Genomic DNA, 25,472 nt, shown 5'->3' on the forward strand with positions numbered 1-25,472 from the left:
CTAAAACCGATATACACTCGAACACATCTATAAAAGCACCCCACTGGTAATTCCAGCATGATGACCTTGCGTCAAATCCGGCATTTTATCGCCGTGGCCGAGACCGGCTCGATCTCCGCCGCCGCGCAAACCGCATTCATTTCCCAGTCCACGCTGACCCTGGCGATCCAACAACTGGAACAGGAAATCGGCGTCACCCTGTTCAACCGCCACGCCAAGGGCATGACCCTCACGCACCAGGGCCATCAGTTTTTGCGCCAGGCGCACTTGATCCTCGCCACCGTCGACAATGCCACGCGCAGCCTGCAACAGAGCACCAACCAGGTCGCCGGGCAGTTGATCATCGGCGTGACCAGCCTGGTCGCCGGCTATTACCTGGCGGATTTGCTCACTCGTTTCCAGCGTGCCTACCCCAACGTGGAAATCCGCGTGATGGAAGACGAGCGCCCGTATATCGAGCATTTGCTGGTCAGCGGTGAAATCGATGTGGGGGTGCTGATCCTCTCCAACCTCGAAGATCGCCACGCCCTGCAGACCGAGGTCCTCACCCACTCGCCCCACCGCCTGTGGCTGCCGGCGCAACACCCGCTGCTGGAGCACGACAGCATCAACCTCGCCGATGTAGCAAGCGAGCCATTGATTCAACTGAACGTCGACGAAATGGGGCATAACGCCCAGCGCATGTGGGCCGGTGCCGGCCTGCAACCGCGCGTGACCCTGCGCACCGCCTCCACCGAAGCGGTGCGAAGCCTGGTGGCCGCGGGCCTGGGCGTGTCGATCCAACCGGACATGACCTACCGCCCCTGGTCCCTGGAGGGCGACATTATTGAAGCGCGGCCGATTGCCGACCTCAGCCAGACCTTGGACGTCGGCCTGGCCTGGCGTCGGGGCACGGCGCGACCGGCATTGGTGGACCCGTTCCTCACCGTCGCGCGCGAACAGCCACACCCACGCAAGCCATCTATTTAATCGAATGCTGCATTCAGTATTTAGTATTTGTTGACCTCGTGCCTGACCTCTAGTCTCTCTACCCATAGGAGAAGGTCCGGCGCCTTGTAAGAGAACGCCCATGACCACCCAAGAAAAGAGATCACGAAAAATGTCCGGCGCGCCCACCCCGCTGCTCACTGCGTTGCTGATCGACGGCGAACTGGTCCAGGGCCAGGGCGTTGCCGAGCCGATCCTCAACCCGGCCACCGGCGAAGTGCTCACCCAGATCGCCGAAGCCAGCACCGAGCAGGTCGAAAGCGCCATCCTTGCCGCCCACCGCGCCTTTACCGGTTGGTCGCGGACCACGCCGCAGCAACGCTCGAACATTCTGCTGGGCATCGCCGACGCCATCGAGAAACAAGCCGACTACCTGGCCCGCCTGGAATCGCTGAACTGCGGCAAGCCGTTGCACCTGGCGCGCCAGGACGACTTGAGCGCCACCGTCGATGTGTTCCGCTTCTTTGCCGGCGCCGTGCGCTGCCAGACCGGCCAGCTCAGCGGCGAATACCTGCCGGGCTACACCAGCATGGTGCGCCGCGATCCGATTGGCGTGGTCGCCTCGATTGCGCCGTGGAACTACCCGCTGATGATGGCCGCGTGGAAGATCGCCCCGGCGCTGGCGGCCGGTAATACCTTGGTGTTCAAGCCGTCGGAACACACGCCGCTGTCGATCCTCGCGCTGGCCCCGGTCCTAAAGGATTTGTTACCACGCGGGGTCATCAACATTCTGTGTGGCGGCGGCGAAGGCGTCGGCAGCCATTTGGTCAGCCACCCCAAAGTGCGCATGGTCTCGCTGACAGGCGACATCGTCACCGGCCAGAAAATCCTGCAAGCCGCGGCCAAGACACTCAAACGCACACACCTGGAACTGGGCGGCAAAGCGCCGGTGATCGTGTGCAACGACGCCGACCTGCACGCCGTGGTCGAAGGCGTGCGCACCTATGGCTACTACAACGCCGGCCAGGACTGCACCGCCGCGTGCCGCATCTACGCCCAGGCGGGCATCCACGACAAATTGGTCGCCGAACTGGGCGCGGCGGTCAGCAGCCTGCGTTTTGCCGGCAAGCGCGACGCCGATAACGAACTCGGCCCGCTGATCAGTACACGCCAGCGCGACCGCGTGGCCAGCTTTGTCGAACGCGCCCTCGGCCAACCGCATATCGAGCGGGTCACGGGGGCCGCCGTGCATTCCGGGGCCGGCTTCTATTACCAGCCGACACTGCTCGCCGGTTGCAAACAAAACGATGAAATCGTCCAGCGCGAAGTGTTCGGCCCGGTGGTCACCGTGACTCGCTTCGACGGACTGGAACAGGCAGTGGACTGGGCCAACGATTCCGAATACGGCCTGGCCTCCTCCGTTTGGACGCAGAACCTGGATAAGGCCATGCAGGTAGCCGCGCGCCTGCAGTACGGCTGCACCTGGATCAACAGCCATTTCATGCTGGTCAGCGAAATGCCCCACGGCGGCTTGAAGCGCTCGGGGTATGGGAAAGATCTGTCCAGCGATTCACTACAGGACTACAGCGTGGTACGCCACATCATGGCCCGCCACGGCCAGCACCTTTAAAACAACAACTAAGCTCATGCGTTACGGCTTCACACACTGCCCCGACCATAATTAAAGAAGAGGGAACCCCCATGTCCGCGCACAAGACCGCACTGCTCAGTGCCCTGACCACCGCGCTGTTGGCCAGCGTCAGTATCCAGGCCGCCGAACCGCTCAAGGCGGTGGGCGCTGGTGAAGGCCAGCTGGATATCGTCGCCTGGCCCGGCTATATAGAACGTGGCGAAAGCGACAAAGCCTACGACTGGGTCAGCGGTTTCGAGAAGGAAACCGGCTGCAAGGTCAATGTGAAAACCGCCGCCACCTCTGACGAAATGGTCAGTTTGATGGCCAAGGGCGGGTATGACCTGGTCACCGCGTCGGGCGATGCGTCGCTGCGGTTAATCGTCGGTAAGCGTGTGCAGCCGATCAACACCGCACTGATCCCTAACTGGAAGAACATTGACCCACGCCTTAAAGATGCGCCGTGGTACGTGGTCGGCCAACAAACCTACGGCACCCCGTACCAGTGGGGCCCGAACGTGCTGATGTATAACACCAACGTGTTCAAGACCGCGCCCACCAGTTGGAACGTGCTGTTCGATGCGCAGAACCTGCCGGACGGCAAGCCGAACAAAGGTCGTGTGCAGGCCTATGACGGTCCGATCTACATTGCCGATGCGGCGCTGTACCTCAAGAGCACCAAGCCGGAACTGGGCATCCAGAGCCCCTATGAACTGACCGAAACCCAGTACAAGGCCGTGCTCGACCTGCTGCGCGCCCAGCAACCGTTGATCCACCGCTACTGGCACGACACCACCGTGCAAATGAGCGACTTCAAGAACGAAGGCGTGGTCGCCTCCAGCGCCTGGCCGTATCAGGTCAACGGCCTGCAAAACGAGAAGCAGCCAATTGCCTCGACCATCCCCAAGGAAGGCGCCACCGGCTGGGCCGACACCACCATGTTGCACAGCGAGGCCAAGCACCCCAACTGCGCCTACAAGTGGATGGACTGGTCGCTGCAGCCGAAGGTCCAGGGCGATGTCGCCGCCTGGTTCGGATCGCTGCCGGCGGTGCCTGCGGCCTGTAAGGAAAGCGAACTGCTCGGCGCCGAGGGTTGCAAGACCAACGGGTTCGACCAGTTCGACAAGATCGCCTTCTGGAAAACCCCGCAGGCTGAGGGCGGCAAGTTCGTGCCGTACAGCCGCTGGACCCAGGATTACATCGCGATCATGGGCGGGCGCTAAGCCATCTGACCCTCAGGGGCCGCTTCGCGGCCCAACGCAGCCTCGTGCCTCGGCAGCTGCTACGGATCTTTACTGCTCCTACACCGTTGGTAGGAGCTGTCGAGTGAAACGAGGCTGCGATTTCTGAGCACCTCCTACGATTTTATTTTTATCCAAAACGCGCCTTTTTGGAGCACCGCCCCATGACGCTTGCAGTCCAATTCACCCACGTTTCCCGTCAATTCGGCGAAGTGAAAGCCGTTGACCGGGTTTCCATCGATATTCAGGACGGCGAGTTCTTTTCCATGCTCGGCCCATCCGGCTCGGGCAAGACCACCTGCCTGCGCCTGATCGCCGGCTTCGAACAGCCGAGCGCAGGTTCGATCCGGATTCATGGCGAGGAAGCCGCCGGCTTGCCGCCGTATCAGCGTGATGTAAACACTGTGTTCCAGGACTACGCGCTGTTCCCCCATATGAATGTGCGCGACAACGTCGCCTATGGCCTCAAGGTCAAAGGCGTGGGCAAGACCGAACGCCGCAACCGCGCCGAAGAAGCCCTGGCGATGGTGGCCCTCGGCGGCTACGGCGAGCGCAAGCCGGTGCAGCTCTCCGGCGGCCAACGCCAACGGGTGGCCCTGGCCCGCGCACTGGTCAATCGCCCGCGCGTGTTGCTGTTGGACGAACCGTTGGGCGCCCTCGACCTCAAGCTGCGCGAACAAATGCAAAGCGAGCTGAAGAAACTGCAACGCCAGCTCGGCATTACCTTTATCTTCGTCACTCACGACCAGACCGAAGCGCTGTCGATGTCCGACCGTGTGGCGGTGTTCAACAAAGGCCGTATCGAACAGGTCGACACCCCGCGCAACCTGTACATGAAACCGGCCACCGCGTTCGTCGCCGAGTTCGTCGGCACCTCCAATGTGATTCGCGGAGAACTGGCCCAGCGCCTCAGCGGCAGCGTGCAGCCGTTCTCGATTCGCCCGGAGCACGTACGTTTTGCCGAGGGCCCGCTGGGCGCTGGCGAAGTGGAAATCAGCGGCTTGCTGCACGACATCCAGTACCAAGGCAGTGCCACCCGCTATGAACTGAAACTGGAAAACGGCCAGGCGCTGAATATCAGCCAGGCCAACAACCAGTGGCTGGACATCAGCAGCGGCCATCAGGTCGGCCAGTCCATTACCGCCCGTTGGGCACGGGAAGCCATGACGCTGCTGAATGAAAGCACAGGCGAGGTGTGACATGAGCCTGGCCCTTTCCCAACCGCCGATGCGCAGGTTTTCCAACCTGCTGTACCGCAAGCCCAACCTTTACCTGGCGATGCTGCTGATACCGCCGCTGATCTGGTTCGGCGCGATCTACCTGGGTTCGTTACTGACCCTGCTGTGGCAAGGCTTCTATACCTTTGACGATTTCACCATGGCAGTCACGCCGGACCTGACCCTGGCCAACTTCGCCGCGCTGTTCCAGCCGTCGAACTTCGACATCATCCTGCGCACCCTGAGCATGGCGATTGTGGTGTCGATCGCCAGCGCCATCGTCGCCTTCCCCATCGCCTACTACATGGCGCGCTACACCACGGGCAAGACCAAGGCGTTTTTCTATATCGCGGTGATGATGCCGATGTGGGCCAGCTATATCGTCAAGGCCTACGCCTGGACCTTGCTGCTGGCCAAGGGCGGCGTGGCGCAATGGTTCGTGCAGCACCTGGGCCTGGAGCCGGTGTTGCAGTTCGTGCTGGGCATTCCCGGCGTGGGCGGCAGCACTTTGAGCACCTCGCACCTGGGGCGCTTCATGGTGTTCGTCTACATCTGGCTGCCCTTCATGATCCTGCCAATCCAGGCCTCGCTGGAGCGTTTGCCGCCGTCGCTGCTGCAAGCCTCGGCCGATCTGGGCGCCAAGCCACGCCAGACTTTCATGCAGGTGATTCTGCCGCTGTCGGTGCCGGGGATTGCCGCCGGTTCGATCTTCACGTTTTCGCTGACCCTGGGCGACTTCATCGTGCCGCAACTGGTGGGCCCGCCGGGCTACTTCGTCGGCGGCATGGTGTACGCCCAGCAAGGTGCCATCGGCAATATGCCCATGGCGGCGGCGTTCACCCTGGTGCCGATCGTGCTGATCGCGGTTTACCTGTCCATCGTCAAACGCCTGGGGGCCTTCGATGCACTCTGACAAATCCAGTTTGAGTTTGAAGATCGCAGCCTGGGGTGGGTTGGTGTTTCTCCATTTCCCGATCCTGATCATCTTCCTCTACGCCTTCAACACCGAAGAAGCCGCGTTCAGCTTTCCGCCCCAGGGCTTTACCCTGAAGTGGTTCAACGTGGCCTTCGCCCGGCCGGACGTGCTGGAAGCGATCAAGCTGTCGCTGCAGATCGCCGCCATCGCCACCCTGATTGCCATGGTGCTTGGCACCCTGGCTTCGGCGGCACTGTATCGCCGCGAGTTCTTCGGCAAGCAAGGCGTGTCGTTGATGCTGATCCTGCCGATTGCGCTGCCGGGGATCATCACCGGTATCGCCTTGCTGGCGACCTTCAAGACCCTGGGCATTGAGCCGGGGATGTTCACCATCATCGTCGGCCACGCGACCTTCTGCGTGGTGATCGTCTATAACAACGTGATCGCCCGTCTGCGCCGCACCTCCCACAGCCTGATCGAAGCCTCCATGGATCTGGGCGCCGACGGCTGGCAGACCTTCCGCTACATCATCATGCCCAACCTCGGCTCGGCATTGCTGGCCGGCGGCATGCTGGCGTTTGCGCTGTCATTCGACGAAATCATCGTCACCACCTTCACCGCTGGCCACGAACGTACGTTGCCGCTGTGGCTGCTCAACCAGTTGAGCCGGCCACGGGATGTGCCGGTGACCAACGTAGTCGCGATGCTGGTGATGCTGGTAACGATGTTCCCGATCCTGGGTGCCTATTACCTGACCCGCGGCGGTGAAAGCGTGGCGGGGAGTGGTGGTAAATAATTTTTTATTGAAGACACCGAGCTCAAATGTGGGAGGGGGCTTGCTCCCGATAGCAGTGTGTCAGTTGTAGATGATGTGACTGAAAGACTGTCATCGGGAGCAAGCCCCCTCCCACATTCAGAGCCGGTTTACTCAGTGACATAACGATCGCTTTTTGGAGGACTGAACCATGCAAACCAAACTCTTGATCAACGGCCACCTGGTCGAAGGCGAAGGCCCGGCGCAAGCGGTGTTCAACCCCGCACTCGGCCGCGTGCTGGTGGAAATCAACGAAGCCAGCGAAGCCCAGGTGGATGCCGCGGTGCGCGCCGCCGATGCGGCCTTCGAAGGCTGGTCGCAAACCGCGCCCAAGGATCGCTCGCTGCTGCTGCTGAAACTGGCCGACGTGATCGAAGCCCATGGCGAAGAGCTGGCCAAGCTGGAATCGGACAACTGTGGCAAACCCTACAGCGCCGCGCTGAACGACGAGATCCCGGCGATTGCCGACGTGTTCCGCTTCTTTGCCGGCGCCAGCCGCTGCATGAGCGGTTCGGCCGGTGGTGAATACCTGCCTGGCCACACCTCGATGATCCGGCGCGACCCGGTGGGCGTGATCGCGTCCATTGCACCGTGGAACTACCCGCTGATGATGGTCGCCTGGAAAATTGCGCCGGCCCTGGCCGCGGGTAATACCGTGGTGCTCAAGCCGTCGGAACAAACCCCGCTGACCGCGTTGCGTATGGTCGAGCTGGCGTCGGAGATTTTCCCGGCCGGCGTACTCAACCTGGTGTTCGGCCGTGGGCCTACCGTGGGCAGCCCGCTGGTGAGCCATCCGAAAGTGCGCATGGTGTCGTTGACCGGCTCCATCGCCACCGGCGCGAATATCATCTCCAGCACCGCCGACAGCGTGAAGCGCATGCACATGGAGTTGGGTGGCAAGGCACCCGTGATCATCTTCAACGACGCGGATATCGATGCGGCGGTGGAAGGCATTCGTACCTTTGGCTTCTACAACGCGGGTCAGGACTGCACTGCCGCGTGCCGCATCTATGCCCAGGCGGACATCTACGACGCCTTTGTCGAGAAGCTCGGCGCAGCGGTCGCCAGCATCAAGTACGGTTTGCAGGATGACCCGACCACCGAACTGGGCCCATTGATCACCGCGCAACACCGCGACCGTGTCGCCGGGTTTGTCGAACGCGCCGTGGCGCAGCCGCATATCCGCCTGGTCACCGGTGGCAAGGCGGTGGAAGGCAATGGCTTCTTCTTTGAGCCAACCGTACTGGCCGATGCGCAACAGGATGACGAGATCGTGCGCCGCGAGGTGTTCGGGCCGGTGGTGTCGGTGACCAAGTTCACCGATGAGGCGCAAGTATTGGGCTGGGCCAATGATTCGGACTACGGGTTGGCGTCGTCCGTATGGACCGCCGACGTAGGACGTGCCCACCGCCTGGCCGCGCGCTTGCAGTATGGCTGCACCTGGGTGAATACCCATTTCATGCTCGTCAGCGAAATGCCTCACGGTGGTCAGAAACTGTCGGGGTATGGCAAGGATATGTCCATGTACGGCTTGGAGGACTACACCACGGTTCGGCATGTGATGTTCAAGCACTGACGCTTTTGGCAACGGGCCTGCTCGCGATAGCGATTTATCTGTACCCACGCTATCGCAGGCAAGCCCGCACACATTTGATCTTCATAATGTTCAAGTACCGTGTTCACCTGTAGAGCCGGAAACGTCTTGTTTCATATGCAGCGCTATCACCCAGCCATCAATCAATTTTCCTACACCATCGAACCGCTTAAGCTATCCGGCGTCTGTTTAATGTCCGTTGTGTTTGGCCGAAGGCATGTCCGAACCGTAATTTCTGATCCAGCACGTGCCAGGAACGGCGCGGGATTTGCTCACGACAGGTTGTCTCTATGCACCGCAGGAATTTACTCAAAGCGTCCATGGCCATTGCGGCTTATACCGGTTTGTCGGCCAGCGGCCTGCTTGCCGCGCAGGCCTGGGCCGGTAACCGAGCCGCCGATGGCAAAGCCGTGGCGTTCGATTTTGAAACGCTCAAGGCCCAGGCCAAACAGCTCGCCGGGACCGCGTATAAAGACACCAAGCAGGTGCTGCCGCCGACCCTGGCGACCATGACTCCGCAGAATTTCAATGCCATCGGCTACGACGGCAACCATTCGCTGTGGAAAGAATTGAACGGCCAACTCGACGTGCAGTTCTTCCACGTCGGCATGGGCTTCAAGACGCCGGTGCGCATGCACAGCGTCGACCCCAAGACCCGTGAAGCCCGTGAGGTGCATTTCCGCCCTTCGCTGTTCAACTATGAAAAAACCACCGTCGATACCAAACAGCTGACCGGCGACTTGGGTTTCTCCGGCTTCAAGCTGTTCAAGGCGCCGGAACTGGATCGCCATGACGTGCTGTCGTTTCTCGGCGCCAGCTACTTCCGTGCGGTGGATTCCACCGGCCAGTACGGCCTTTCCGCACGTGGCCTGGCGATTGATACCTACGCGAAAAAACGCGAAGAGTTCCCCGACTTCACGCAGTTCTGGTTCGAGACCCCGGACAAGAACGCAACTCGCTTTGTGGTCTACGCCCTGCTCGACTCGCCGAGCGCCACCGGTGCTTATCGCTTCGATATCGACTGCCAGGCCAACCAAGTGGTGATGGCCATCGACGCCAACATCAATGCACGTACCGCCATCGAACAGTTGGGCATCGCCGCCATGACCAGCATGTTCAGTTGCGGCACCCACGAGCGCCGCATGTGCGACACCATCCACCCACAGATCCACGATTCGGACCGCCTGGCGATGTGGCGTGGCAATGGCGAGTGGATTTGCCGCCCATTGAATAACCCGGCCAAGCTGCAGTTCAACGCGTTCGCCGACACCGACCCGAAAGGTTTCGGCCTGGTGCAGACCGACCATGAGTTCGCCAGCTACCAGGACACGGTCGACTGGTACAGCAAACGCCCAAGCCTGTGGGTCGAACCCACCACCGCCTGGGGCGAGGGCTCGATCGACCTGTTGGAAATCCCCACCACTGGCGAGACCCTGGACAACATCGTGGCCTTCTGGACCCCGAAAAAGCCCGTGGCGGCCGGCGATTCACTCAACTATGGCTACAAGCTGTACTGGAGCGCCCTGCCCCCGGTCAGCACGCCGCTGGCACAAGTCGACGCGACCCGTTCCGGCATGGGTGGCTTTACCGAAGGTTGGGCACCGGGCGAGCACTACCCGCCGGTGTGGGCGCGTCGGTTTGCCGTGGACTTCAAGGGCGGCGGCCTGGACCGCCTGCCAGCCGGCACCGGCATTGAGCCAGTGGTGACCTGCTCCCACGGCGAAGTGAAAGACTTCAGCGTGCTGGTGCTCGACAACATCAAGGGCTACCGCATTCTGTTCGACTGGTACCCGACCAGCGACAGCGTGGAGCCGGTGGAACTGCGGCTGTTTATCCGCACCCAGGACCGCACCTTGAGTGAAACCTGGTTGTACCAGTATTTCCCGCCCGCGCCGGAGCAGCGTAAGTACACCTGACAACCTGGCAGGGGCGGTGCGGCATCAAAACCGCGACACACTCTTCATCGCCCCAATCAGATACCGCATCGCCACCTGATCGCTTTCGGTCAGGGCGCGATACTGCGCCAGTAACTCGGCTTCGTCCGAACTCAACCTGCGACCACGCAATGACACCCTGCGGCTGAAAAAAGACGCCACCGCACCCGCTACACCATAGGACTTGGCCATGGACTGTTACTCCTGATATCGATCAAAGACTCCTGTGCCCACAAACCGTTTCCCGTGGAGCGCAATGCCCCCGTGGACAAACAGACTGACTCCCTGGGCCAGAAATCAGTCCTATCCTAAGCGTAGAAACAATCTCGTTACGTGTGGGATTTTTTTAGAGCATTCACTTAAAAAATCACTTCGGTAACAAATACCTACAACCCCATCCCACAGCAGGCAAAAAAAACCCACCGGCTCAAGGTGGGTTTCGATGGCGCTGGTGCAGGATCAATCCCTCAAGTCAGACTCATGAATCGGTTGGTCCCGATGGGTCGCCCGTTGGTACTGAGCCGGCCAAATGGCCTTGCGTCCGCCCAGATCATCATCGGCATGCAACGGCCAGTAGGGATCACGCAGCAGTTCACGGGCCAGGAAGATGATGTCGGCCTGGCAGGTACGCAGGATGTGCTCGGCCTGGGCCGGTTCGGTGATCATGCCGACGGTGCCGGTGGCGATGCCCGACTCCTTGCGTACACGCTCGGCGAAGCGCGTCTGGTAGCCGGGGCCGGTGGGGATTTCGGCGTTGGCGGCAGTGCCACCGGAGGACACGTCGATCAGGTCCACGCCCAGGTCTTTGAGGCGGCGCGCCAGTTCCACGGTTTCATCGGGGTTCCAGCCGTCTTCCACCCAATCGGTGGCCGACACCCGCACGAACAGCGGCAGCTCCTGGGGCCAGACTTCGCGCACCGCTTCGGTCACTTGCAGAACCAGGCGGATACGGTTCTCGAAGGAGCCGCCGTACTGGTCCTGACGCTGGTTGCTGATGGGCGAGAGGAATTGATGCAGCAGGTAACCATGCGCGGCGTGGATTTCCACCACTTCAAACCCGGCGGTCAGGGCTCGCCTGGCAGCGGCGACAAAGTCGGCGATCACCTGCTGGATCTGCGCCTCATCCAATGGCTTGGGCTGCGTGTGTTGCGGGTCAAAGGCAATCGGCGACGGCCCCACCGGCACCCAGCCACCGTCTTGCGGCTTGAGGCTGCCGTGCTTGCCGATCCATGGCCGGTGGGTGCTGGCCTTGCGCCCGGCATGGGCCAATTGGATGCCCGCCACTGCGCCCTGGGCGGCGATAAAGCGCGTGATGCGTTGCAGGGGAGCGATCTGCTCGTCGTTCCACAGGCCCAGGTCTTCGGCCGTGATGCGGCCATCGGCGGTCACGGCGGTGGCTTCGGTGAATATCAGCCCGGCGCCACCAACCGCGCGGCTGCCGAGGTGGACCAGGTGCCAGTCGTTGGCCAAGCCATCGACACTTGAGTACTGGCACATCGGCGACACGGCGATGCGGTTGAGCAGGGTCAATTGGCGCAGGGTATAGGGTTCGAGCAGCTGACTCATGGCGCACCTCTTCTTGGCTTTTGGGCACTTTTGTAGGAGCGAGCTTGCTCGCGAAGGCTTCATAGGCGCCGCGCTTATCCAGGATTAACGCGTTACCGTGACGTTTTTTGCGGGCAAGGACTAGGCGTCCCCCCCGCTCCTACACAACAGTGCTTAGAGCCTAGTCGACAACAGTGGATTGCACAGGGTTCAGACGCAAAGCGGGAGCCGATTGCCGGCTCCCGTACCGCAGAGGCTTACATTTCGACCTGGGTGCCCAGCTCGATCACCCGGTTGACCGGAAGCTTGAAGAACCGCAGGTTGCCGTTGGCGTTCTTGAGCATGAAGGCAAACAACGCTTCGCGCCAACGCGCCATGCCCTTGATGCGGGAGGCGATGACTGTTTCACGGCTGAGGAAGTACGTGGTCCGCATCGGACTGAAATCCAGGCCTTCCAAATGGCACAGCTTCAATGCTTCGGGCACGTCCGGCTCATCGGTAAAGCCGAAGTGCAGGATCACGCGGAAGAACCCTTCGCCGTAGGAATCCACCTCGAAGCGCCGTGAGGCCGGGACACGCGGGATGTCTTCGTAGACCACCGTCAGCAACACCACCTGTTCATGCAGCACCTGGTTATGCAGCAGGTTGTGCAACAGCGCATGGGGCACGGCGTCCGGGCGCGCGGTGAGGAACACCGCTGTGCCCTGCACGCGATGCGGCGGCTGCACGCGGATGCTGCTGATGAAGATCGGCAACGGCAGGCCACCTTCGTCGAGGCGGTCCACCAGCAATTGCTTGCCGCGCTTCCAGGTAGTCATCAGCACGAACAGCACAATCCCCGCGATCACCGGGAAGGCGCCGCCCTGGATGATCTTCGGCACGTTGGCCGCGAAGTACAGGCCGTCGACCAACAGACAGCAGACCAGAACTGGCACAGCCAGGATGGGTGGCCATTTCCACAGCAACAGCATGACGGCCGACACCAGGATAGTGGTCATCAGCATGGTTCCCGTCACGGCCACGCCGTAGGCCGACGCCAGTGCGTTGGAGGACTCGAAGCCCAGCACCAGCAGGATCACGCCGACCATCAGCGACCAGTTCACCGCACCGATATAGATCTGACCCTGTTCGGCGCTTGAGGTGTGCTGGATATGCATGCGCGGGATATAACCCAGCTGGATCGCCTGGCGCGTCAACGAGAACGCACCGGAAATCACCGCCTGGGACGCAATCACCGTGGCCAGGGTGGACAACACCACCAGCGGGATCAACGCCCAACTCGGCGCCAGCAAGTAGAACGGATTGCGCGCGGCTTCCGGGTCGCCCAGCAGCATGGCGCCCTGGCCAAAATAGTTGAGCACCAGCGCCGGCAACACCAGGATGAACCAGGCGCGGGCAATGGGTTTGCGGCCAAAGTGGCCCATGTCGGCGTACAGCGCCTCGGCACCGGTCAACGCCAGCACGACCGCGCCGAGGATCGCCACGCCAATGCCAGGGTGGGCCTCGAAGAAACGCACGCCCCACATCGGGTTCAGGGCATGGAGCACTTCAGGGTGCAGGGTAATGCCATACACGCCGAGGCCACCGAGCACCAGGAACCAGGTCACCATCACCGGCCCGAACAGCTTGCCGATGCGGTCGGTGCCGTGCTTCTGGATCAGGAACAGCGCCACCAGCACCACCAAAGCGATCGGCACCACCCATTTTTCCAGGCCGTCGAACGCCAGTTCCAGACCTTCAATGGCGGACAACACGGAAATCGCCGGGGTGATCATGCTGTCGCCATAGAACAGCGCCGCGCCGCACAGGCCGCACACCACGAGGAAACTGCGTAACTTCTTACGCTCCCCCGCCGCCCGGCGCGCCAACGCAGTCAGGGCCATGATGCCGCCTTCGCCTTGGTTGTCGGCGCGCAGCACAAACAGCATGTACTTGATCGACACCACCCAGATCAACGACCAGAAGATCAGCGCCAGGATCCCCAGTACGCCGTCATGGTTGACCTGCACCCCATAACCACCGTTGAACACCTCTTTGAGGGTGTAGAGCGGGCTGGTCCCGATATCGCCGTAAACCACCCCGACCGCTGCCACCAGCATGCCGATCGGCTTTGCGTTTGAATGCTCGGCACCTGCTGCCTGACTACTTGCCTGACCCATCAACCACTCCTGCCCTTTGACCTGAGGTCTCTTATAAACAACGCGCCTAAGCTGACCCTAGCATGCGCTGTTTTACTTCTCGTAACAGACGTTTTATTGACCCAAGGGTTTTACCCATGCGCAACGGCGCGAAGCATAGCGCAGCGCTCGGCGTATTTCCCTGCTCAAGTGATTCGGGTCTCATTTACTGCATTCATTAATGGAGAGGTCACAGCATTTTGGAGCCTTTTTGCCTGCATTGATCACACGTACGGCCAACCGTATATTCGGGCCCAGCTCAGTCGTGCTGCCTTGCCGGTGTAAGCGCAAACGCACAGGCCGACTTACCTGATCAATAAAGTCGCGCCCTGCATGGCGTGTCCAGTCGATATACAAACTCAATCGCCTCCATGTCTCTTTTAAGGTACATTTCTCATGTGGGAAGTGAAACACGTATTGTCAGTCAACGGCGTGGACATCTACCAAGCCTGGCTAGACACCGTGCAAGACACGCGTTCAAAAGCAAGAATCACCACCAGAGTGGACCGAGCGTCCCTTGGTCACTTTGGCGTTACCGAGCCGGTGGGTGATGGGGTCTTTGAGATGAAACTCGACTTCGGACCTGGGTTTCGCGTGTATTACGCGATCCAGGATAGGAACATTGTTTTCCTGTTGGGCGGTGGTTCAAAAGCCAGACAGCAGAACGACATCGATCAGGCAAAGGCGCTCTGGAAATCTTACAAGGATCAGCAAAAATGACCATTCGTACCCGCCCTCATGAAGACAGCGTTCTTGAAATGCTTCGAGACGACGAAGCATTTGCCCTCGACTATCTATCTGTCGCGCTTGAGGAAATCGATGAAGCAGGGGGAGCGGACGCCTTCCTTGTCGCTATCCGTAGAGTGGCAGAAGCGCGTGGCGGCATGCTCAGCTTGTCGCAGAGCACCGGGCTCAATAGAGCTAATCTCTACAGATCCATCGCTGTCGGCGGCGACCCGAAGCTTTCAACCCTGCTGAAAGTGCTTCAGGCGTTAGGTGTGGGCATGTCTAAAGTTGTATCGCACCGTACAGAGCAAGACCTACGGGCTTAAGATCGTGGCAAGGGCTTTGTGAATTGGCCAGCAAAGCACTCGTCGCATTTCCCCGCATAAAGCTGGTCAAGTGCGTTGCCCGTCGCTAGAATTGCGCACTTTTTGATCAGAGGCGCACCAAGCGCCCGTCCGCAGCCCTGTCGTGCCTGACTGGCGGCGTCATTCAATACCGAGGTTAGACATGTCCACCACCATCGCAAAAGCCAACCCCAAGGTAGGCTTTGTTTCCCTGGGTTGCCCGAAGGCTCTCGTCGATTCCGAGCGCATCCTCACGCAACTGCGTATGGAAGGCTATGACGTTGTGTCCACTTACCAGGACGCCGATGTGGTGGTGGTCAACACCTGCGGCTTCATCGACTCGGCCAAGGCAGAGTCCCTGGAAGTGATCGGCGAAGCGATCAAGGAAAACGGCAAGGTCATCGTGACCGGCTGCATGGGTGTGGAAGAAGGCAATATCCGCAACGTGCACCCAAGCGTGCTGGCCGTGACCGGCCCGCAGCAGTACGAGCAGGTGGTCAATGCCGTGCACCAGGTGGTGCCGCCGCGCCAGGATCACAACCCGCTGATCGACCTGGTGCCGCCGCAAGGCATCAAGCTGACCCCGCGCCACTATGCGTACCTGAAGATTTCCGAAGGCTGCAACCACAGCTGCAGCTTCTGCATCATCCCGTCGATGCGCGGCAAGCTGGTCAGCCGTCCGGTGGGTGATGTACTCGACGAGGCCCAGCGCCTGGTCAAATCCGGCGTCAAAGAGCTGCTGGTGATCTCCCAGGACACCAGCGCCTACGGCGTCGACGTGAAATACCGCACCGGCTTCTGGAACGGCGCGCCGGTGAAAACCCGCATGACCGAACTCTGCGAAGCCCTCAGCAGCCTGGGCGTGTGGGTGCGCCTGCACTACGTCTACCCGTACCCGCACGTGGACGAGCTGATCCCGTTGATGGCCGCCGGCAAGATCCTGCCGTACCTGGACATCCCGTTCCAGCACGCCAGCCCGAAAGTGCTGAAGGCGATGAAACGCCCGGCCTTCGAAGACAAGACCCTGGCGCGTATCAAGAACTGGCGCGAGATCTGCCCCGAGCTGATCATCCGTTCGACCTTTATCGTCGGCTTCCCCGGCGAAACCGAAGAAGACTTCCAGTACCTGCTGGACTGGCTGACCGAAGCGCAACTGGACCGTGTGGGCTGCTTCCAGTACTCGCCAGTGGAAGGTGCCCCGGCCAACCTGCTGGACTTGGCCGTGGTCCCGGATGACGTAAAGCAGGACCGTTGGGAGCGCTTCATGGCGCACCAACAGGCAATCAGCTCGGCGCGCCTGCAACTGCGTATCGGCAAGGAAATCGAAGTGCTGATCGACGAAGTCGACGAGCAAGGCGCAGTCGGCCGTTGCTTCTTCGATGCACCGGAAATCGACGGTAACGTGTTTATCGACGATGCCAGCGGCTTGAAGCCGGGTGACAAGGTCTGGTGCACCGTGACCGACGCTGATGAATACGATCTGTGGGCGGAAAAGCGCGACTGATCAAAAAAACTTGAAAAGCCCTGCCTCTGGACAAGATGCGGGGCTTTTTTAGGTCTATTGTTTTGCCCATCAGCACCCATCATGGCAAGGGGCAGCGGGCATGCGCCAGCATTCGGTTATCCACACACCTAAAATCAGCGACTACGCCGAGTTGGCGCGCATCTGGGAGGACTCGGTGCGGGCCACCCATGACTTTTTGCCGGACAGTTACATCGTATTGCTGAAAAACCTGGTGCTGACCCGCTACCTGGATTCGGTGATGCTGATCTGCACCCGTGACTCGCGCCAACGCATCACCGGGTTTGCCGGGGTGGCGTGCGGTAAAGTGGAGATGCTGTTTATCGACCCGCAGCACCGCGGCCAGGGACTCGGCCGGCAGTTACTGCGCTATGCAATCGAAAGCATGAACGCTGACGAACTGGACGTTAACGAGCAGAATCCCCAGGCCCTGGGGTTCTATTTCAGGCAGGGTTTCGAAGTGGTCGGACGCACCGAACATGACGGCCTCGGGCAGCCTTATCCGTTGCTGCACCTGCGCTTGCGCCAGCAACAACAAAACGCCCGCCAAGGCTAAATGAAATGGGGCCGGGATTAACCGCGCCCACACAGGTACAATAGCCGCCCCCTTTTGTTACGGCCCTTGTCATGACTGACCCCATACGCCTCTCCAAACGCCTTATCGAACTGGTCGGTTGCTCCCGTCGGGAGGCTGAGCTGTTTATCGAAGGCGGCTGGGTCTCGGTGGACGGTGAAGTGATCGACGAGCCGCAATTCAAGATCACCACCCAGAAGGTCGAACTGGACCCAGAGGCCAAGGCCACCGCGCCAGAGCCGGTGACCATCCTGTTCCACGCCCCGGTTGGTGTAGATGCAGAGACGGCAATGGCCTCGATCAGCGCCGACACCCTCTCCGAAGAACACCGCTTCAGCAAGCGTCCGCTCAAGGGCCATTTCCTGCGCCTGACCGCCAGCGCCGACCTGCAAGCCAAGGCCAGCGGCCTGTTGGTGTTTACACAGGACTGGAAGATTCTGCGCAAGTTGACCGCCGATGCCGCCAAGATCGAGCAGGAATACGTGGTAGAGGTTGAAGGCGACATGGTTGCCCACGGCCTCAACCGCCTTAACCACGGCCTGACTTACAAAGGCAAAGAGCTGCCAGCCGTAAAAGCCAGCTGGCAGAACGAAAATCGCCTGCGCTTTGCGATGAAAAATCCGCAACCGGGCGTGATTGCCCTGTTCTGCGAAGCCGTTGGCCTGAAAGTCGTTGCCATCCGCCGCATTCGCATCGGCGGCGTGTCCATCGGCAAAGTGCCGGTCGGCCAATGGCGTTACCTGTCCGGCAAAGAGAAGTTCTAAGCCGCCTCCCCTTTCCAGGCTCCGCCCCACCCGGCGGCGCCCACCGTTGAAAACCAGGATTGCCCACCATGATTCACAACGACGTACTGCGCAGCGTGCGCTACATGCTCGACATCAGCGACAACAAGATGGTCGAGCTTATCAAGCTCGGCGGCATGGACGTGACCAAGGAAGACCTGCTGACTTATCTCAAGAAAGATGAGGAAGAAGGTTTTGTGTTCTGCCCGGATGACGTCATGGCCCACTTCCTCGACGGCCTGGTGATTTTCAAGCGCGGCAAGGACGAAAGCCGTCCGCCGCAACCGATCGAAACCCCGGTGACCAACAACATCATCCTCAAGAAGCTGCGCGTGGCCTTCGAACTGAAGGAAGACGACATGCACGCCATCCTCAAGGCGGCCGAATTCCCGGTGTCCAAGCCTGAGCTGAGCGCGCTGTTCCGCAAGTTCGGCCACACCAACTACCGCACCTGTGGCGACCAGCTGCTGCGCAACTTCCTCAAAGGCCTGACGCTGCGCGTCAGAGCTTAAGAACAGCCATAAGCTTCAAGCTGCAAGTTAAAAGCTTGTGGCTTGCGGCTTGCAACTTGAGGCTCCAGTAATGGCCTACCAGGTCTCGCCCGTCGGCTTCGTACGCTCCTGCTTCAAGGAGAAGTTCGCCATCCCGCGCCAACCGCAACTGGCGCCCGCCGCGCGGGGCGTGCTGGAGTTGGTGGCACCGTTCGATCAGGGCGAGGCGGTACAGGGCCTGGAGCAGGTCAGCCACGTGTGGCTGTTGTTTCTGTTCCACCAGGCCCTGGAAGACAAGCCCCGCCTGAAAGTGCGCCCACCACGCCTGGGCGGCAACACGTCCATGGGCGTGTTTGCGACCCGCGCGACGCATCGGCCCAACGGGATTGGCCAGTCCGTGGTCAAGCTGGACAAGGTGGAGCCGGGCCGGCTGTGGATTTCCGGGATCGATTTGCTCGATGGCACACCGGTGTTGGACATCAAGCCGTATGTGCCCTACGCCGACATCATCGACACCGCCACCAACAGCATCGCCAGTGGTGCGCCGCAGCTGATTCCCGTGCAGTGGCTGAAGACGGCATTGCAGCAGGCACAAGGCCACGCACAGCGCCTTGGGGAGCCGTTGGTGGAGTTGATCGATCAGTGTCTGGCCCAGGATCCACGGCCGGCATACCAGACGCCAGGGCCCGAGCGCGAATACGGGGCGCAGTTCTGGGATGTGGATGTGCGCTGGCACTATCCTGAGGCTGGAATGATTTGTGTGCTGGAAGTGGTTCCAGCTGCATAAACCGGAAACCAAATGTGGGAGGGGGCAAGCCCCCTCCCACATTTAGATCTTCTGTATTGCTCAGTCAGCACATGGCCTGACTGCTTTACTTCTCGACGAACGCGCGCTCGATCAAGTAATCACCCGGTTCACGCATGCGTGGCGAAACCTTCAGGCCGAAGCTGTTCAGCACTTCACTGGTCTCATCCAACATGCTTGGGCTGCCGCACAACATGGCGCGGTCGTCCTCGGGGTTGATCGGCGGCAGGCCGATGTCGCGGAACAGCTTGCCGCTGCGCATCAGGTCGGTCAGGCGGCCTTCGTTTTCGAACGGCTCGCGGGTCACTGTCGGGTAGTAGATCAACTTTTCACGCAGGGCTTCGCCGAAGAACTCGTTCTGCGGCAGGTGCTCGGTAATGAATTCGCGGTAGGCGACTTCGTTGACGTAACGCACGCCGTGGCACAGGATCACTTTTTCGAAACGCTCGTAGGTTTCCGGGTCCTGGATCACGCTCATGAACGGAGCAAGACCGGTACCGGTGCTGAGCAGGTACAGGTGTTTGCCCGGCTTCAAATCGTCAAGCACCAGGGTGCCTGTCGGTTTTTTGCTGATGATGATCTCGTCGCCTTCCTTCAAGTGCTGCAATTGGGAAGTCAGCGGGCCATCCGGGACCTTGATGCTGAAGAACTCCAGATGCTCTTCCCAGTTCGGGCTGGCAATGGAGTAAGCGCGCATGAGCGGGCGGCCGTTGGGCTGTTGCAGGCCGATCATCACGAACTGACCGTTCTCGAAGCGCAGGCCCGGATCGCGGGTGCACTTGAAGCTGAACAGAGTGTCGTTCCAGTGATGAACACTGAGGACACGCTCGTGGTTCATGTTGCTCATGTACGGGGGACTCCTGGAAATGGGTCTGCGCCAAAGATGAAGTGCGCAATTGCACAGCATTCTAATGGCGGCGACAATATCTGTTAACTGGATTATTAAGATAAGGGTTATCGGTTATATCGATATGCGATTTACTCTCCGTCAACTGCAAGTCTTCGTCGCCGTCGCCCAGCAGGAAAGCGTCTCCCGCGCTGCTGGCCTTCTGGCCTTATCTCAATCCGCCGCCAGCACTTCGATTACCGAGCTGGAGCGCCAATCCAGCTGCCAATTATTCGACCGCGCCGGCAAACGCTTGAGTCTCAACGCCTTGGGCCATCAGCTGTTGCCTCAAGCGGTGGCACTGTTGGACCAAGCCAAGGAGATCGAAGACCTGCTCAACGGTAAGTCCGGCTTCGGCTCCCTCGCGGTCGGCGCTACCCTGACCATCGGCAATTACCTGGCCACCCTGCTGATCGGCAGCTTCATGCAGCAGCACCCCGAAAGCCAGGTGAAGCTGCATGTGCAGAACACTGCCAATATCGTGCACCAAGTTGCGCACTACGAAATTGACCTGGGTCTAATCGAAGGCGACTGCAGCCACCCCGATATAGAGGTGCAAACCTGGGTGGAAGATGAGCTGGTGGTGTTTTGCGCGCCTCAGCACCACCTGGCCAAGCGCGGCGTGGCCAGCATGGAAGAGTTAACCCATGAGGCATGGATCCTGCGGGAACAAGGCTCAGGCACGCGCCTGACCTTTGATCAAGCCATGCGCCATCACCGCAGCGCGCTGAATATCCGCCTGGAGCTGGAGCACACCGAGGCGATCAAACGGGCAGTGGAATCGGGTTTGGGGATTGGGTGTATTTCCCGGCTGGCGCTGCGCGATGCATTTCGCCGTGGCAGCCTGGTGCCGGTAGAAACCCCGGACCTGGACCTGGCCCGGCAGTTCTACTTCATTTGGCATAAACAGAAATACCAGACCTCAGCGATGCGCGAGTTCCTGGAGCTGTGCCGCGCCTTCACCGCCGGAGTTCAGCGCAGCGACGAGATCGTGCTGCCGAGCATTGCCTGATCGTTAGATCAGAATCACTGCCCACACCAGTGTGATCATGGTCAGTGCCACGAATTGCGCGGCGCTGCCCATGTCCTTGGCGTTTTTTGACAAGGGATGGCGATCGAGGGAAATACGGTCGATCGCCGCTTCTACCGCCGAATTGAGCAATTCGACGATCAAGGCCAACAGGCACACCGCAATCAGCAGCGCCCGCTCAACACGACTGACGTGCAGGAAAAAGCTCAGCGGGATCAGAATGACGTTCAACAGCACCAGTTGACGGAACGCCGCCTCACCGGTGAAAGCCGCGCGCAGGCCATCCAGCGAGTAGCCCCCTGCATTAAAGATACGTTTGAGACCGGTTTGACCCTTGAAAGGCGACATAGACGTAGGCAACTGAACCAAAGAAGTGGGGAAACTAGATCACGCAAAGTCAAAAAAGCGTGAATCGGTAACAACTTAATGCTGCGAAATTGACTCAAGTTGTTGCAAGAGCAGCGCCGCCTGGGTCCGCGTGCGCACCCCCAGCTTGCGAAAGATCGCTGTGACATGAGCCTTGATGGTCGCCTCCGACACACTCAACTCGTAGGCGATCTGCTTGTTCAGCAAACCTTCACAGACCATGGTCAGCACGCGAAACTGCTGGGGCGTCAGGCTGGCCAAGCCATCACGGGCAGCCTTGGCTTCGTCGGAGACATTGATTTGTTCAAACGCCTGCGGCGGCCAGGACACATCACCGTCCAACACTGCGCGTACGGCCTTCTGAATATCTTCCATCGCGCTGGACTTTGGAATGAAGCCACTGGCGCCAAACTCCTTGGAACGCACCACCACGTCAGCGTCTTCCTGGGCAGAGACCATCACCACGGGAATCTGCGGGTATTGCCCACGCAGGAGCACCAGCCCCGAGAAGCCGTAGGCGCCAGGCATGTTCAGGTCGAGCAGCACCAGGTCCCAATCGGATTTTTCGGTAAGGCGGGCTTCCAGCTCGGCAATGCTGGCCACTTCAACCAGGCGCACATCCGGGCCAAGGCCCAGGGTCACGGCCTGATGCAGCGCACTGCGAAACAGCGGGTGGTCATCGGCTATCAGGATTTCGTATGTGGCCATTGATTAAATGATCCTGTTTTTTATGGCAGCCCCGATGGGTTCGGGGTTCACCAATACACAAGGCGACGGCCAGGCAGCCATCGCCACAGGGTACGTTCAACGTCAAAAGCACTTGGAACGACGTCGAAAACTCACGGTTGCACCCCAATCGGCGCTCAGCATGCCCAGCGCAGCCTGGGGGGTCAAGCACTACGCCCCTGGGCATTTTAGCGGGGTGCAGGTTTACGGTGCCATCATGCAAACGTCGTCTGGTTATAGCCCAGGTATATAGGGTGCGAGACGAGTGTGGACGCTGTCGGTCGGGTCCAGCGACAACTGGAACTTGGCGGCCAGGTAATGGGTGCTGAATACGTCGAGGTAGGCGTCCAGCACTTCGCTTGCAGCGGCGTCATCGGCCAGCTCCAGGCACAGCGCGGCGACTTCGGCGGTGCAGAAATGGTCATCGCGCTTGGAGCGGCGCAGTTTGTAGCGCGAGAGCTGCTCAGGCGCCAGGCTCAAGACCGGCAGATGCTCCAGATAGGGACTCTTGCGAAACATCTTGCGCGCTTCGCTCCAGGTGCCATCCAGCAGGATGAACAGCGGGCGCTTACCTTCTGCCACCGTTACGGCACTGACGACGCGCTCGGGCGCCACGAATTCGCCGGGGAACACGATGTAGGGCTGCCACTGCGGGTCAGCGAGCAGGGTGAGCAAATCCGGGTCGACTTCTGTGCGCGACCAGGCGAATGCCGTGGTGTCTTCGATCACGTCGGCGATCAGCCAGCCAGTGTTGCTGGGTTTCATCGGTTCGACATCATGCATCAGCAGGCACATGGCGGACCTGGCTGCGACCTGGGGGCGCCAGGCGCACAGGCAATACTCGGGAATGACCCGGCAGCCGGGGCAGCGTTCGGCACGGGAGCCTCGATTGACGAAGGGCTTGATCGCGCGTGCCAGGCGCTGGGTACGCAGGCGGGAGACGGCGTGGCTCATCGGATGCGCCGTACAGGAGGGTAGATCGACACGGAGAAAACTCGTGGAAGGCTGAAGTGGCCGCAGTTTACCAGCGATACGCCTGGCTGTAGTGGCAAGGGGTCACCTATAATTGCGCGCCACTGAACGCACAGCGCAGTGGCTGGTCTATGCACCAGTAACCGAATCAGGAGAGTTTCATGCTGCGTTCCATGCTGCGTCTTGCCGCCCCATCCATCGCACTTGCGCTGGTACTGCCCGTGGGCGCCCAGGCGGCCTCGCTGCTGGAGGCCCAAATGAACCGGAAGCTGCAAAGCGTCGCGACTGAAAGCAACAAGGACCTGCCCCGGGAAATCGACGAAAAAACCCTGGAAGTGGCCTACACCGTTGAAGGCATGCAGTTGATCGATCACCTGAGCGTCATGCCCGACCGTGCCGAACAGATGCGCGCCAACCCCAAGGCGGTGTATTTCCAGCTGGGGCAAAGCGTATGCCTGAACAAAGGTTATCGCGAGCTGATGGCCAAGGGCGCAGTGATGCGCTACGAAATCACTGAGAACAAGACCAACCGTCCTGTGGCATCGGTGAAGTTCGTGGAAGCGGATTGCCCGGCACCGGCTGCCGCCAAGAAGAAAAAGTAATCTTCGCTTGCCCTTCGCGCGCTGCTGTCCAGTAGCGCGCACTCCCCCTGCTTCATTTTCCCGCAGGCAGCCAAACTCCCTGCTGAGTGACCAATAAGCGGTTGCCAGCCAAGGGTTTTTCGGCCCATGATCAAGTCATTCCAACCGCCCGTTCACCACGGCTTCCTCGCCGTCCTGTAACATTTTCAGGGCAAAAGAGGGTTGCCCTCCTGCTACTTGCAGTGCAAAGGTTTTTAAATCACAAGGAACATACAGAGCCCGTTAGCCGCCTGGCGAACACGTGCAATGCCTTGGGCATGCAGCGACACATGCAGTGTCGCGGCCCCCGGACGAATCTCTCGCCGTTGGCCCAGCCTCTGTGAAGAAGGAGAAGTTGAATGCCTTACGAACCGAATGACCGCCTGCTCCGGCATTTTGAAGAAAACGGCGCCGACCTTACCCAGCAGGTTGAAGCTCAGCTCCAGCAGATAGCCCCCAACAGCCCGAATATTCCCCTGTATCGCGACATGATCCTGACCGTGCTACGCATGGCCCAGGACGACCGCAACCGCTGGAACGCCAAGATCACCCTGCAAGCCATCCGCGAACTGGACCACGCTTTCCGCGTACTCGAACAGTTCAAGGGGCGCCGCAAGGTCACCGTGTTCGGCTCGGCACGCACGCCAGTGGAAAGCCCACTGTACGCCCTGGCCCGCGAGGTAGGTGCAGCACTGGCACGTTCGGACCTAATGGTAATCACCGGTGGCGGCGGCGGCATCATGGCGGCGGCTCACGAAGGGGCAGGCCTGGAACACAGCCTGGGGTTCAACATTACCCTGCCGTTTGAACAGCATGCCAACCCGACTATCGATGGCACCGAGAACCTGCTGTCCTTCCACTTCTTCTTTACCCGCAAGCTGTTCTTCGTCAAGGAAGCCGATGCGCTGGTGCTGTGCCCAGGTGGTTTCGGCACCCTGGATGAAGCCCTGGAAGTATTGACCCTGATCCAGACCGGCAAAAGTCCGCTGGTGCCGGTGGTGTTGCTGGATGCACCGGGTGGCGGTTTCTGGCAGGGCGCCTTGGACTTTATCCGCAGCCAGCTGGAAGCCCATCGTTACATCCTGCCCACTGACCTCAAGCTGGTGCGCCTGGTGTACAGCGCTGAAGAGGCAGTGGAAGAGATCAATCAGTTCTATGCCAACTTTCATTCCACGCGCTGGTTGAAACGTGAGTTTGTGGTGCGCATGAATCACCCGCTCAGCGATCGAGCGCTGGCTCATTTGCAGAGTGAATTTGCCAGCCTGCGGCTGAGTGGGGAGTTCCAGCAGCTCGCCTATACGGGTGAGGAGCATGATGAACCGACGTTCAGCCATTTGACGCGGCTGGTGTTCAACTTCAATGGCCGCGATCAGGGCCGGTTGCGAGAACTGGTGGATTACATCAACTTGCCGGAGAACTGGGCGCAGGCCCAGGGGAAGACGCAACAGCGGGTAGCGCCGCAGCCGGCGTGAAAGCCAGAAACACAGAATCCAGAAACGCAAAAAGGCCCGCTATTTTCATAGCGGGCCTTTTTTGGGTGCTTCAGTTTTGGTGTTTCAGGGGGGGCCAGGGTGAGGCAATTGGGGCTGCTTCGCAGCCCAGCGCGGGGCAAGCCCGCTCGCCACAACAAGCC

At 60.3% G+C, this 25,472-nt stretch carries 25 protein-coding genes; 18 read left to right on the plus strand and 7 right to left on the minus strand.

Going from position 1 to position 25,472, the window contains the following annotated elements; translation table 11 throughout:
- Positions 1–57 precede the first annotated feature (57 nt).
- The 8 genes from AB1462_RS00875 (at position 58) to AB1462_RS00910 (ending at position 10,255) form a co-directional block, all read left to right on the plus strand.
- Positions 58–969: a LysR family transcriptional regulator gene (locus AB1462_RS00875; protein WP_367245984.1), complete on the plus strand. Its 912-nt coding sequence runs from the start codon at positions 58–60 to the stop codon at positions 967–969.
- 130 nt (positions 970–1,099) lie between these two features.
- Positions 1,100–2,557: a gamma-aminobutyraldehyde dehydrogenase gene (locus AB1462_RS00880; RefSeq protein ID WP_186731496.1), complete on the plus strand. Its 1,458-nt coding sequence runs from the start codon at positions 1,100–1,102 to the stop codon at positions 2,555–2,557.
- 71 nt (positions 2,558–2,628) lie between these two features.
- On the plus strand, positions 2,629–3,780 hold the full coding sequence (gene ydcS, locus AB1462_RS00885; protein WP_090408649.1) for a putative ABC transporter substrate-binding protein YdcS: 1,152 nt from the start codon (positions 2,629–2,631) through the stop codon (positions 3,778–3,780).
- 182 nt (positions 3,781–3,962) lie between these two features.
- Positions 3,963–4,997 carry an ABC transporter ATP-binding protein gene (locus AB1462_RS00890; protein WP_090408653.1) on the plus strand — a complete coding sequence of 345 codons (1,035 nt, stop codon included), beginning with the start codon at positions 3,963–3,965 and terminating at the stop codon, positions 4,995–4,997.
- Position 4,998: 1 nt separating this feature from the next.
- Entirely contained in the window at positions 4,999–5,928 is a 930-nt protein-coding gene (locus tag AB1462_RS00895) for an ABC transporter permease (RefSeq protein WP_090408657.1), read from the plus strand.
- The gene (locus AB1462_RS00900) at positions 5,918–6,727 is read left to right on the plus strand and encodes an ABC transporter permease (RefSeq protein ID WP_090408659.1); all 810 of its coding nucleotides are present in this window, start codon (positions 5,918–5,920) and stop codon (positions 6,725–6,727) included. The genes AB1462_RS00895 and AB1462_RS00900 overlap by 11 nt, the downstream gene beginning before the upstream one ends.
- A gap of 169 nt (positions 6,728–6,896) precedes the next feature.
- Complete coding sequence (locus AB1462_RS00905; RefSeq protein ID WP_090408662.1) at positions 6,897–8,321, plus strand: gamma-aminobutyraldehyde dehydrogenase; 1,425 nt, start codon at positions 6,897–6,899, stop codon at positions 8,319–8,321.
- A 308-nt stretch (positions 8,322–8,629) separates the two neighbouring features.
- A complete protein-coding gene (locus tag AB1462_RS00910) occupies positions 8,630–10,255 on the plus strand; it encodes a glucan biosynthesis protein D (RefSeq protein ID WP_065926500.1) in 1,626 nt (541 codons plus the stop codon).
- 24 nt (positions 10,256–10,279) lie between these two features.
- Here AB1462_RS00910 and AB1462_RS00915 read toward each other — a convergent pair whose 3' ends face one another.
- The 3 genes from AB1462_RS00915 to AB1462_RS00925 all read right to left on the minus strand — a co-directional run bounded on the left by AB1462_RS00915 (position 10,280) and on the right by AB1462_RS00925 (position 13,977).
- Positions 10,280–10,465 (minus strand): hypothetical protein, encoded by a 186-nt coding sequence (locus AB1462_RS00915; RefSeq protein WP_090408665.1) that lies wholly within the window; start codon positions 10,463–10,465, stop codon positions 10,280–10,282.
- A gap of 267 nt (positions 10,466–10,732) precedes the next feature.
- Positions 10,733–11,839 (minus strand): NADH:flavin oxidoreductase/NADH oxidase, encoded by a 1,107-nt coding sequence (locus AB1462_RS00920; RefSeq protein WP_259192820.1) that lies wholly within the window; start codon positions 11,837–11,839, stop codon positions 10,733–10,735.
- A 236-nt stretch (positions 11,840–12,075) separates the two neighbouring features.
- Positions 12,076–13,977, minus strand: a complete 1,902-nt coding sequence (locus AB1462_RS00925) for a potassium transporter Kup (protein ID WP_090408671.1) — start codon at positions 13,975–13,977, stop codon at positions 12,076–12,078.
- 414 nt (positions 13,978–14,391) lie between these two features.
- On the opposite strand from AB1462_RS00925, the gene AB1462_RS00930 reads away from it, so the two are divergent.
- The 7 genes from AB1462_RS00930 (at position 14,392) to tsaA (ending at position 19,221) form a co-directional block, all read left to right on the plus strand.
- A complete protein-coding gene (locus AB1462_RS00930) occupies positions 14,392–14,715 on the plus strand; it encodes a type II toxin-antitoxin system RelE/ParE family toxin (RefSeq protein ID WP_259192822.1) in 324 nt (107 codons plus the stop codon).
- A complete protein-coding gene (locus AB1462_RS00935) occupies positions 14,712–15,047 on the plus strand; it encodes an addiction module antidote protein (RefSeq protein ID WP_367245988.1) in 336 nt (111 codons plus the stop codon). The genes AB1462_RS00930 and AB1462_RS00935 overlap by 4 nt, the downstream gene beginning before the upstream one ends.
- 193 nt (positions 15,048–15,240) lie before the next feature.
- Positions 15,241–16,569 (plus strand): 30S ribosomal protein S12 methylthiotransferase RimO, encoded by a 1,329-nt coding sequence (gene rimO / locus AB1462_RS00940; RefSeq protein ID WP_169850727.1) that lies wholly within the window; start codon positions 15,241–15,243, stop codon positions 16,567–16,569.
- A 100-nt stretch (positions 16,570–16,669) separates the two neighbouring features.
- Entirely contained in the window at positions 16,670–17,143 is a 474-nt protein-coding gene (locus AB1462_RS00945) for a GNAT family N-acetyltransferase (RefSeq protein WP_259192823.1), read from the plus strand.
- A 71-nt stretch (positions 17,144–17,214) separates the two neighbouring features.
- The gene (locus AB1462_RS00950) at positions 17,215–17,925 is read left to right on the plus strand and encodes an rRNA pseudouridine synthase (protein ID WP_315335507.1); all 711 of its coding nucleotides are present in this window, start codon (positions 17,215–17,217) and stop codon (positions 17,923–17,925) included.
- 68 nt (positions 17,926–17,993) lie between these two features.
- The gene (locus tag AB1462_RS00955) at positions 17,994–18,455 is read left to right on the plus strand and encodes a DUF1456 family protein (protein ID WP_053137413.1); all 462 of its coding nucleotides are present in this window, start codon (positions 17,994–17,996) and stop codon (positions 18,453–18,455) included.
- 70 nt (positions 18,456–18,525) lie between these two features.
- Positions 18,526–19,221 (plus strand): tRNA (N6-threonylcarbamoyladenosine(37)-N6)-methyltransferase TrmO, encoded by a 696-nt coding sequence (gene tsaA, locus AB1462_RS00960; protein WP_090408681.1) that lies wholly within the window; start codon positions 18,526–18,528, stop codon positions 19,219–19,221.
- Positions 19,222–19,306: 85 nt separating this feature from the next.
- Here tsaA and fpr read toward each other — a convergent pair whose 3' ends face one another.
- On the minus strand, positions 19,307–20,086 hold the full coding sequence (gene fpr, locus AB1462_RS00965; RefSeq protein ID WP_024073760.1) for a ferredoxin-NADP reductase: 780 nt from the start codon (positions 20,084–20,086) through the stop codon (positions 19,307–19,309).
- 124 nt (positions 20,087–20,210) lie between these two features.
- On the opposite strand from fpr, the gene AB1462_RS00970 reads away from it, so the two are divergent.
- Positions 20,211–21,137: a LysR family transcriptional regulator gene (locus AB1462_RS00970; RefSeq protein ID WP_167361133.1), complete on the plus strand. Its 927-nt coding sequence runs from the start codon at positions 20,211–20,213 to the stop codon at positions 21,135–21,137.
- A 3-nt stretch (positions 21,138–21,140) separates the two neighbouring features.
- On the opposite strand, the gene AB1462_RS00975 is transcribed toward AB1462_RS00970, so the two are convergent.
- The 3 genes from AB1462_RS00975 to AB1462_RS00985 form a co-directional block, all read right to left on the minus strand.
- Complete coding sequence (locus AB1462_RS00975) at positions 21,141–21,503, minus strand: diacylglycerol kinase (protein WP_065938722.1); 363 nt, start codon at positions 21,501–21,503, stop codon at positions 21,141–21,143.
- A gap of 75 nt (positions 21,504–21,578) precedes the next feature.
- Positions 21,579–22,229 carry a response regulator transcription factor ErdR gene (gene erdR / locus AB1462_RS00980; RefSeq protein ID WP_131697345.1) on the minus strand — a complete coding sequence of 217 codons (651 nt, stop codon included), beginning with the start codon at positions 22,227–22,229 and terminating at the stop codon, positions 21,579–21,581.
- A 252-nt stretch (positions 22,230–22,481) separates the two neighbouring features.
- The gene (locus AB1462_RS00985; RefSeq protein WP_259192829.1) at positions 22,482–23,201 is read right to left on the minus strand and encodes a tRNA-uridine aminocarboxypropyltransferase; all 720 of its coding nucleotides are present in this window, start codon (positions 23,199–23,201) and stop codon (positions 22,482–22,484) included.
- 179 nt (positions 23,202–23,380) lie between these two features.
- Here AB1462_RS00985 and AB1462_RS00990 point away from each other — a divergent pair, with 179 nt between their 5' ends.
- Positions 23,381–23,821, plus strand: coding sequence for a PA3611 family quorum-sensing-regulated virulence factor (locus tag AB1462_RS00990; protein WP_090408696.1), 441 nt, complete (start codon positions 23,381–23,383; stop codon positions 23,819–23,821).
- Between the two features lie 377 nt (positions 23,822–24,198).
- Complete coding sequence (locus AB1462_RS00995; RefSeq protein WP_090408698.1) at positions 24,199–25,311, plus strand: TIGR00730 family Rossman fold protein; 1,113 nt, start codon at positions 24,199–24,201, stop codon at positions 25,309–25,311.
- The last annotated feature ends 161 nt before the right edge of the window (positions 25,312–25,472 follow it).

It is taken from the genome of Pseudomonas sp. SB113 (assembly GCF_040754745.1).
GTDB lineage: Bacteria > Pseudomonadota > Gammaproteobacteria > Pseudomonadales > Pseudomonadaceae > Aquipseudomonas > Aquipseudomonas grimontii.

Bases quoted from the DNA above. Each gene is read 5' to 3' on its own strand.
- AB1462_RS00875 (WP_367245984.1), top strand. From the start codon at position 58: ATGATGACCTTGCGTCAAATCCGGCATTTTATCGCCGTGGCCGAGACC.
- AB1462_RS00880 (WP_186731496.1), top strand. From the start codon at position 1,100: ATGTCCGGCGCGCCCACCCCGCTGCTCACTGCGTTGCTGATCGACGGC.
- ydcS (WP_090408649.1), top strand. From the start codon at position 2,629: ATGTCCGCGCACAAGACCGCACTGCTCAGTGCCCTGACCACCGCGCTG.
- AB1462_RS00890 (WP_090408653.1), top strand. From the start codon at position 3,963: ATGACGCTTGCAGTCCAATTCACCCACGTTTCCCGTCAATTCGGCGAA.
- AB1462_RS00895 (WP_090408657.1), top strand. From the start codon at position 4,999: ATGAGCCTGGCCCTTTCCCAACCGCCGATGCGCAGGTTTTCCAACCTG.
- AB1462_RS00900 (WP_090408659.1), top strand. From the start codon at position 5,918: ATGCACTCTGACAAATCCAGTTTGAGTTTGAAGATCGCAGCCTGGGGT.
- AB1462_RS00905 (WP_090408662.1), top strand. From the start codon at position 6,897: ATGCAAACCAAACTCTTGATCAACGGCCACCTGGTCGAAGGCGAAGGC.
- AB1462_RS00910 (WP_065926500.1), top strand. From the start codon at position 8,630: ATGCACCGCAGGAATTTACTCAAAGCGTCCATGGCCATTGCGGCTTAT.
- AB1462_RS00915 (WP_090408665.1), bottom strand. From the start codon at position 10,465: ATGGCCAAGTCCTATGGTGTAGCGGGTGCGGTGGCGTCTTTTTTCAGC.
- AB1462_RS00920 (WP_259192820.1), bottom strand. From the start codon at position 11,839: ATGAGTCAGCTGCTCGAACCCTATACCCTGCGCCAATTGACCCTGCTC.
- AB1462_RS00925 (WP_090408671.1), bottom strand. From the start codon at position 13,977: ATGGGTCAGGCAAGTAGTCAGGCAGCAGGTGCCGAGCATTCAAACGCA.
- AB1462_RS00930 (WP_259192822.1), top strand. From the start codon at position 14,392: ATGTGGGAAGTGAAACACGTATTGTCAGTCAACGGCGTGGACATCTAC.
- AB1462_RS00935 (WP_367245988.1), top strand. From the start codon at position 14,712: ATGACCATTCGTACCCGCCCTCATGAAGACAGCGTTCTTGAAATGCTT.
- AB1462_RS00945 (WP_259192823.1), top strand. From the start codon at position 16,670: ATGCGCCAGCATTCGGTTATCCACACACCTAAAATCAGCGACTACGCC.
- AB1462_RS00950 (WP_315335507.1), top strand. From the start codon at position 17,215: ATGACTGACCCCATACGCCTCTCCAAACGCCTTATCGAACTGGTCGGT.
- AB1462_RS00955 (WP_053137413.1), top strand. From the start codon at position 17,994: ATGATTCACAACGACGTACTGCGCAGCGTGCGCTACATGCTCGACATC.
- tsaA (WP_090408681.1), top strand. From the start codon at position 18,526: ATGGCCTACCAGGTCTCGCCCGTCGGCTTCGTACGCTCCTGCTTCAAG.
- fpr (WP_024073760.1), bottom strand. From the start codon at position 20,086: ATGAGCAACATGAACCACGAGCGTGTCCTCAGTGTTCATCACTGGAAC.
- AB1462_RS00970 (WP_167361133.1), top strand. From the start codon at position 20,211: ATGCGATTTACTCTCCGTCAACTGCAAGTCTTCGTCGCCGTCGCCCAG.
- AB1462_RS00975 (WP_065938722.1), bottom strand. From the start codon at position 21,503: ATGTCGCCTTTCAAGGGTCAAACCGGTCTCAAACGTATCTTTAATGCA.
- erdR (WP_131697345.1), bottom strand. From the start codon at position 22,229: ATGGCCACATACGAAATCCTGATAGCCGATGACCACCCGCTGTTTCGC.
- AB1462_RS00985 (WP_259192829.1), bottom strand. From the start codon at position 23,201: ATGAGCCACGCCGTCTCCCGCCTGCGTACCCAGCGCCTGGCACGCGCG.
- AB1462_RS00990 (WP_090408696.1), top strand. From the start codon at position 23,381: ATGCTGCGTTCCATGCTGCGTCTTGCCGCCCCATCCATCGCACTTGCG.
- AB1462_RS00995 (WP_090408698.1), top strand. From the start codon at position 24,199: ATGCCTTACGAACCGAATGACCGCCTGCTCCGGCATTTTGAAGAAAAC.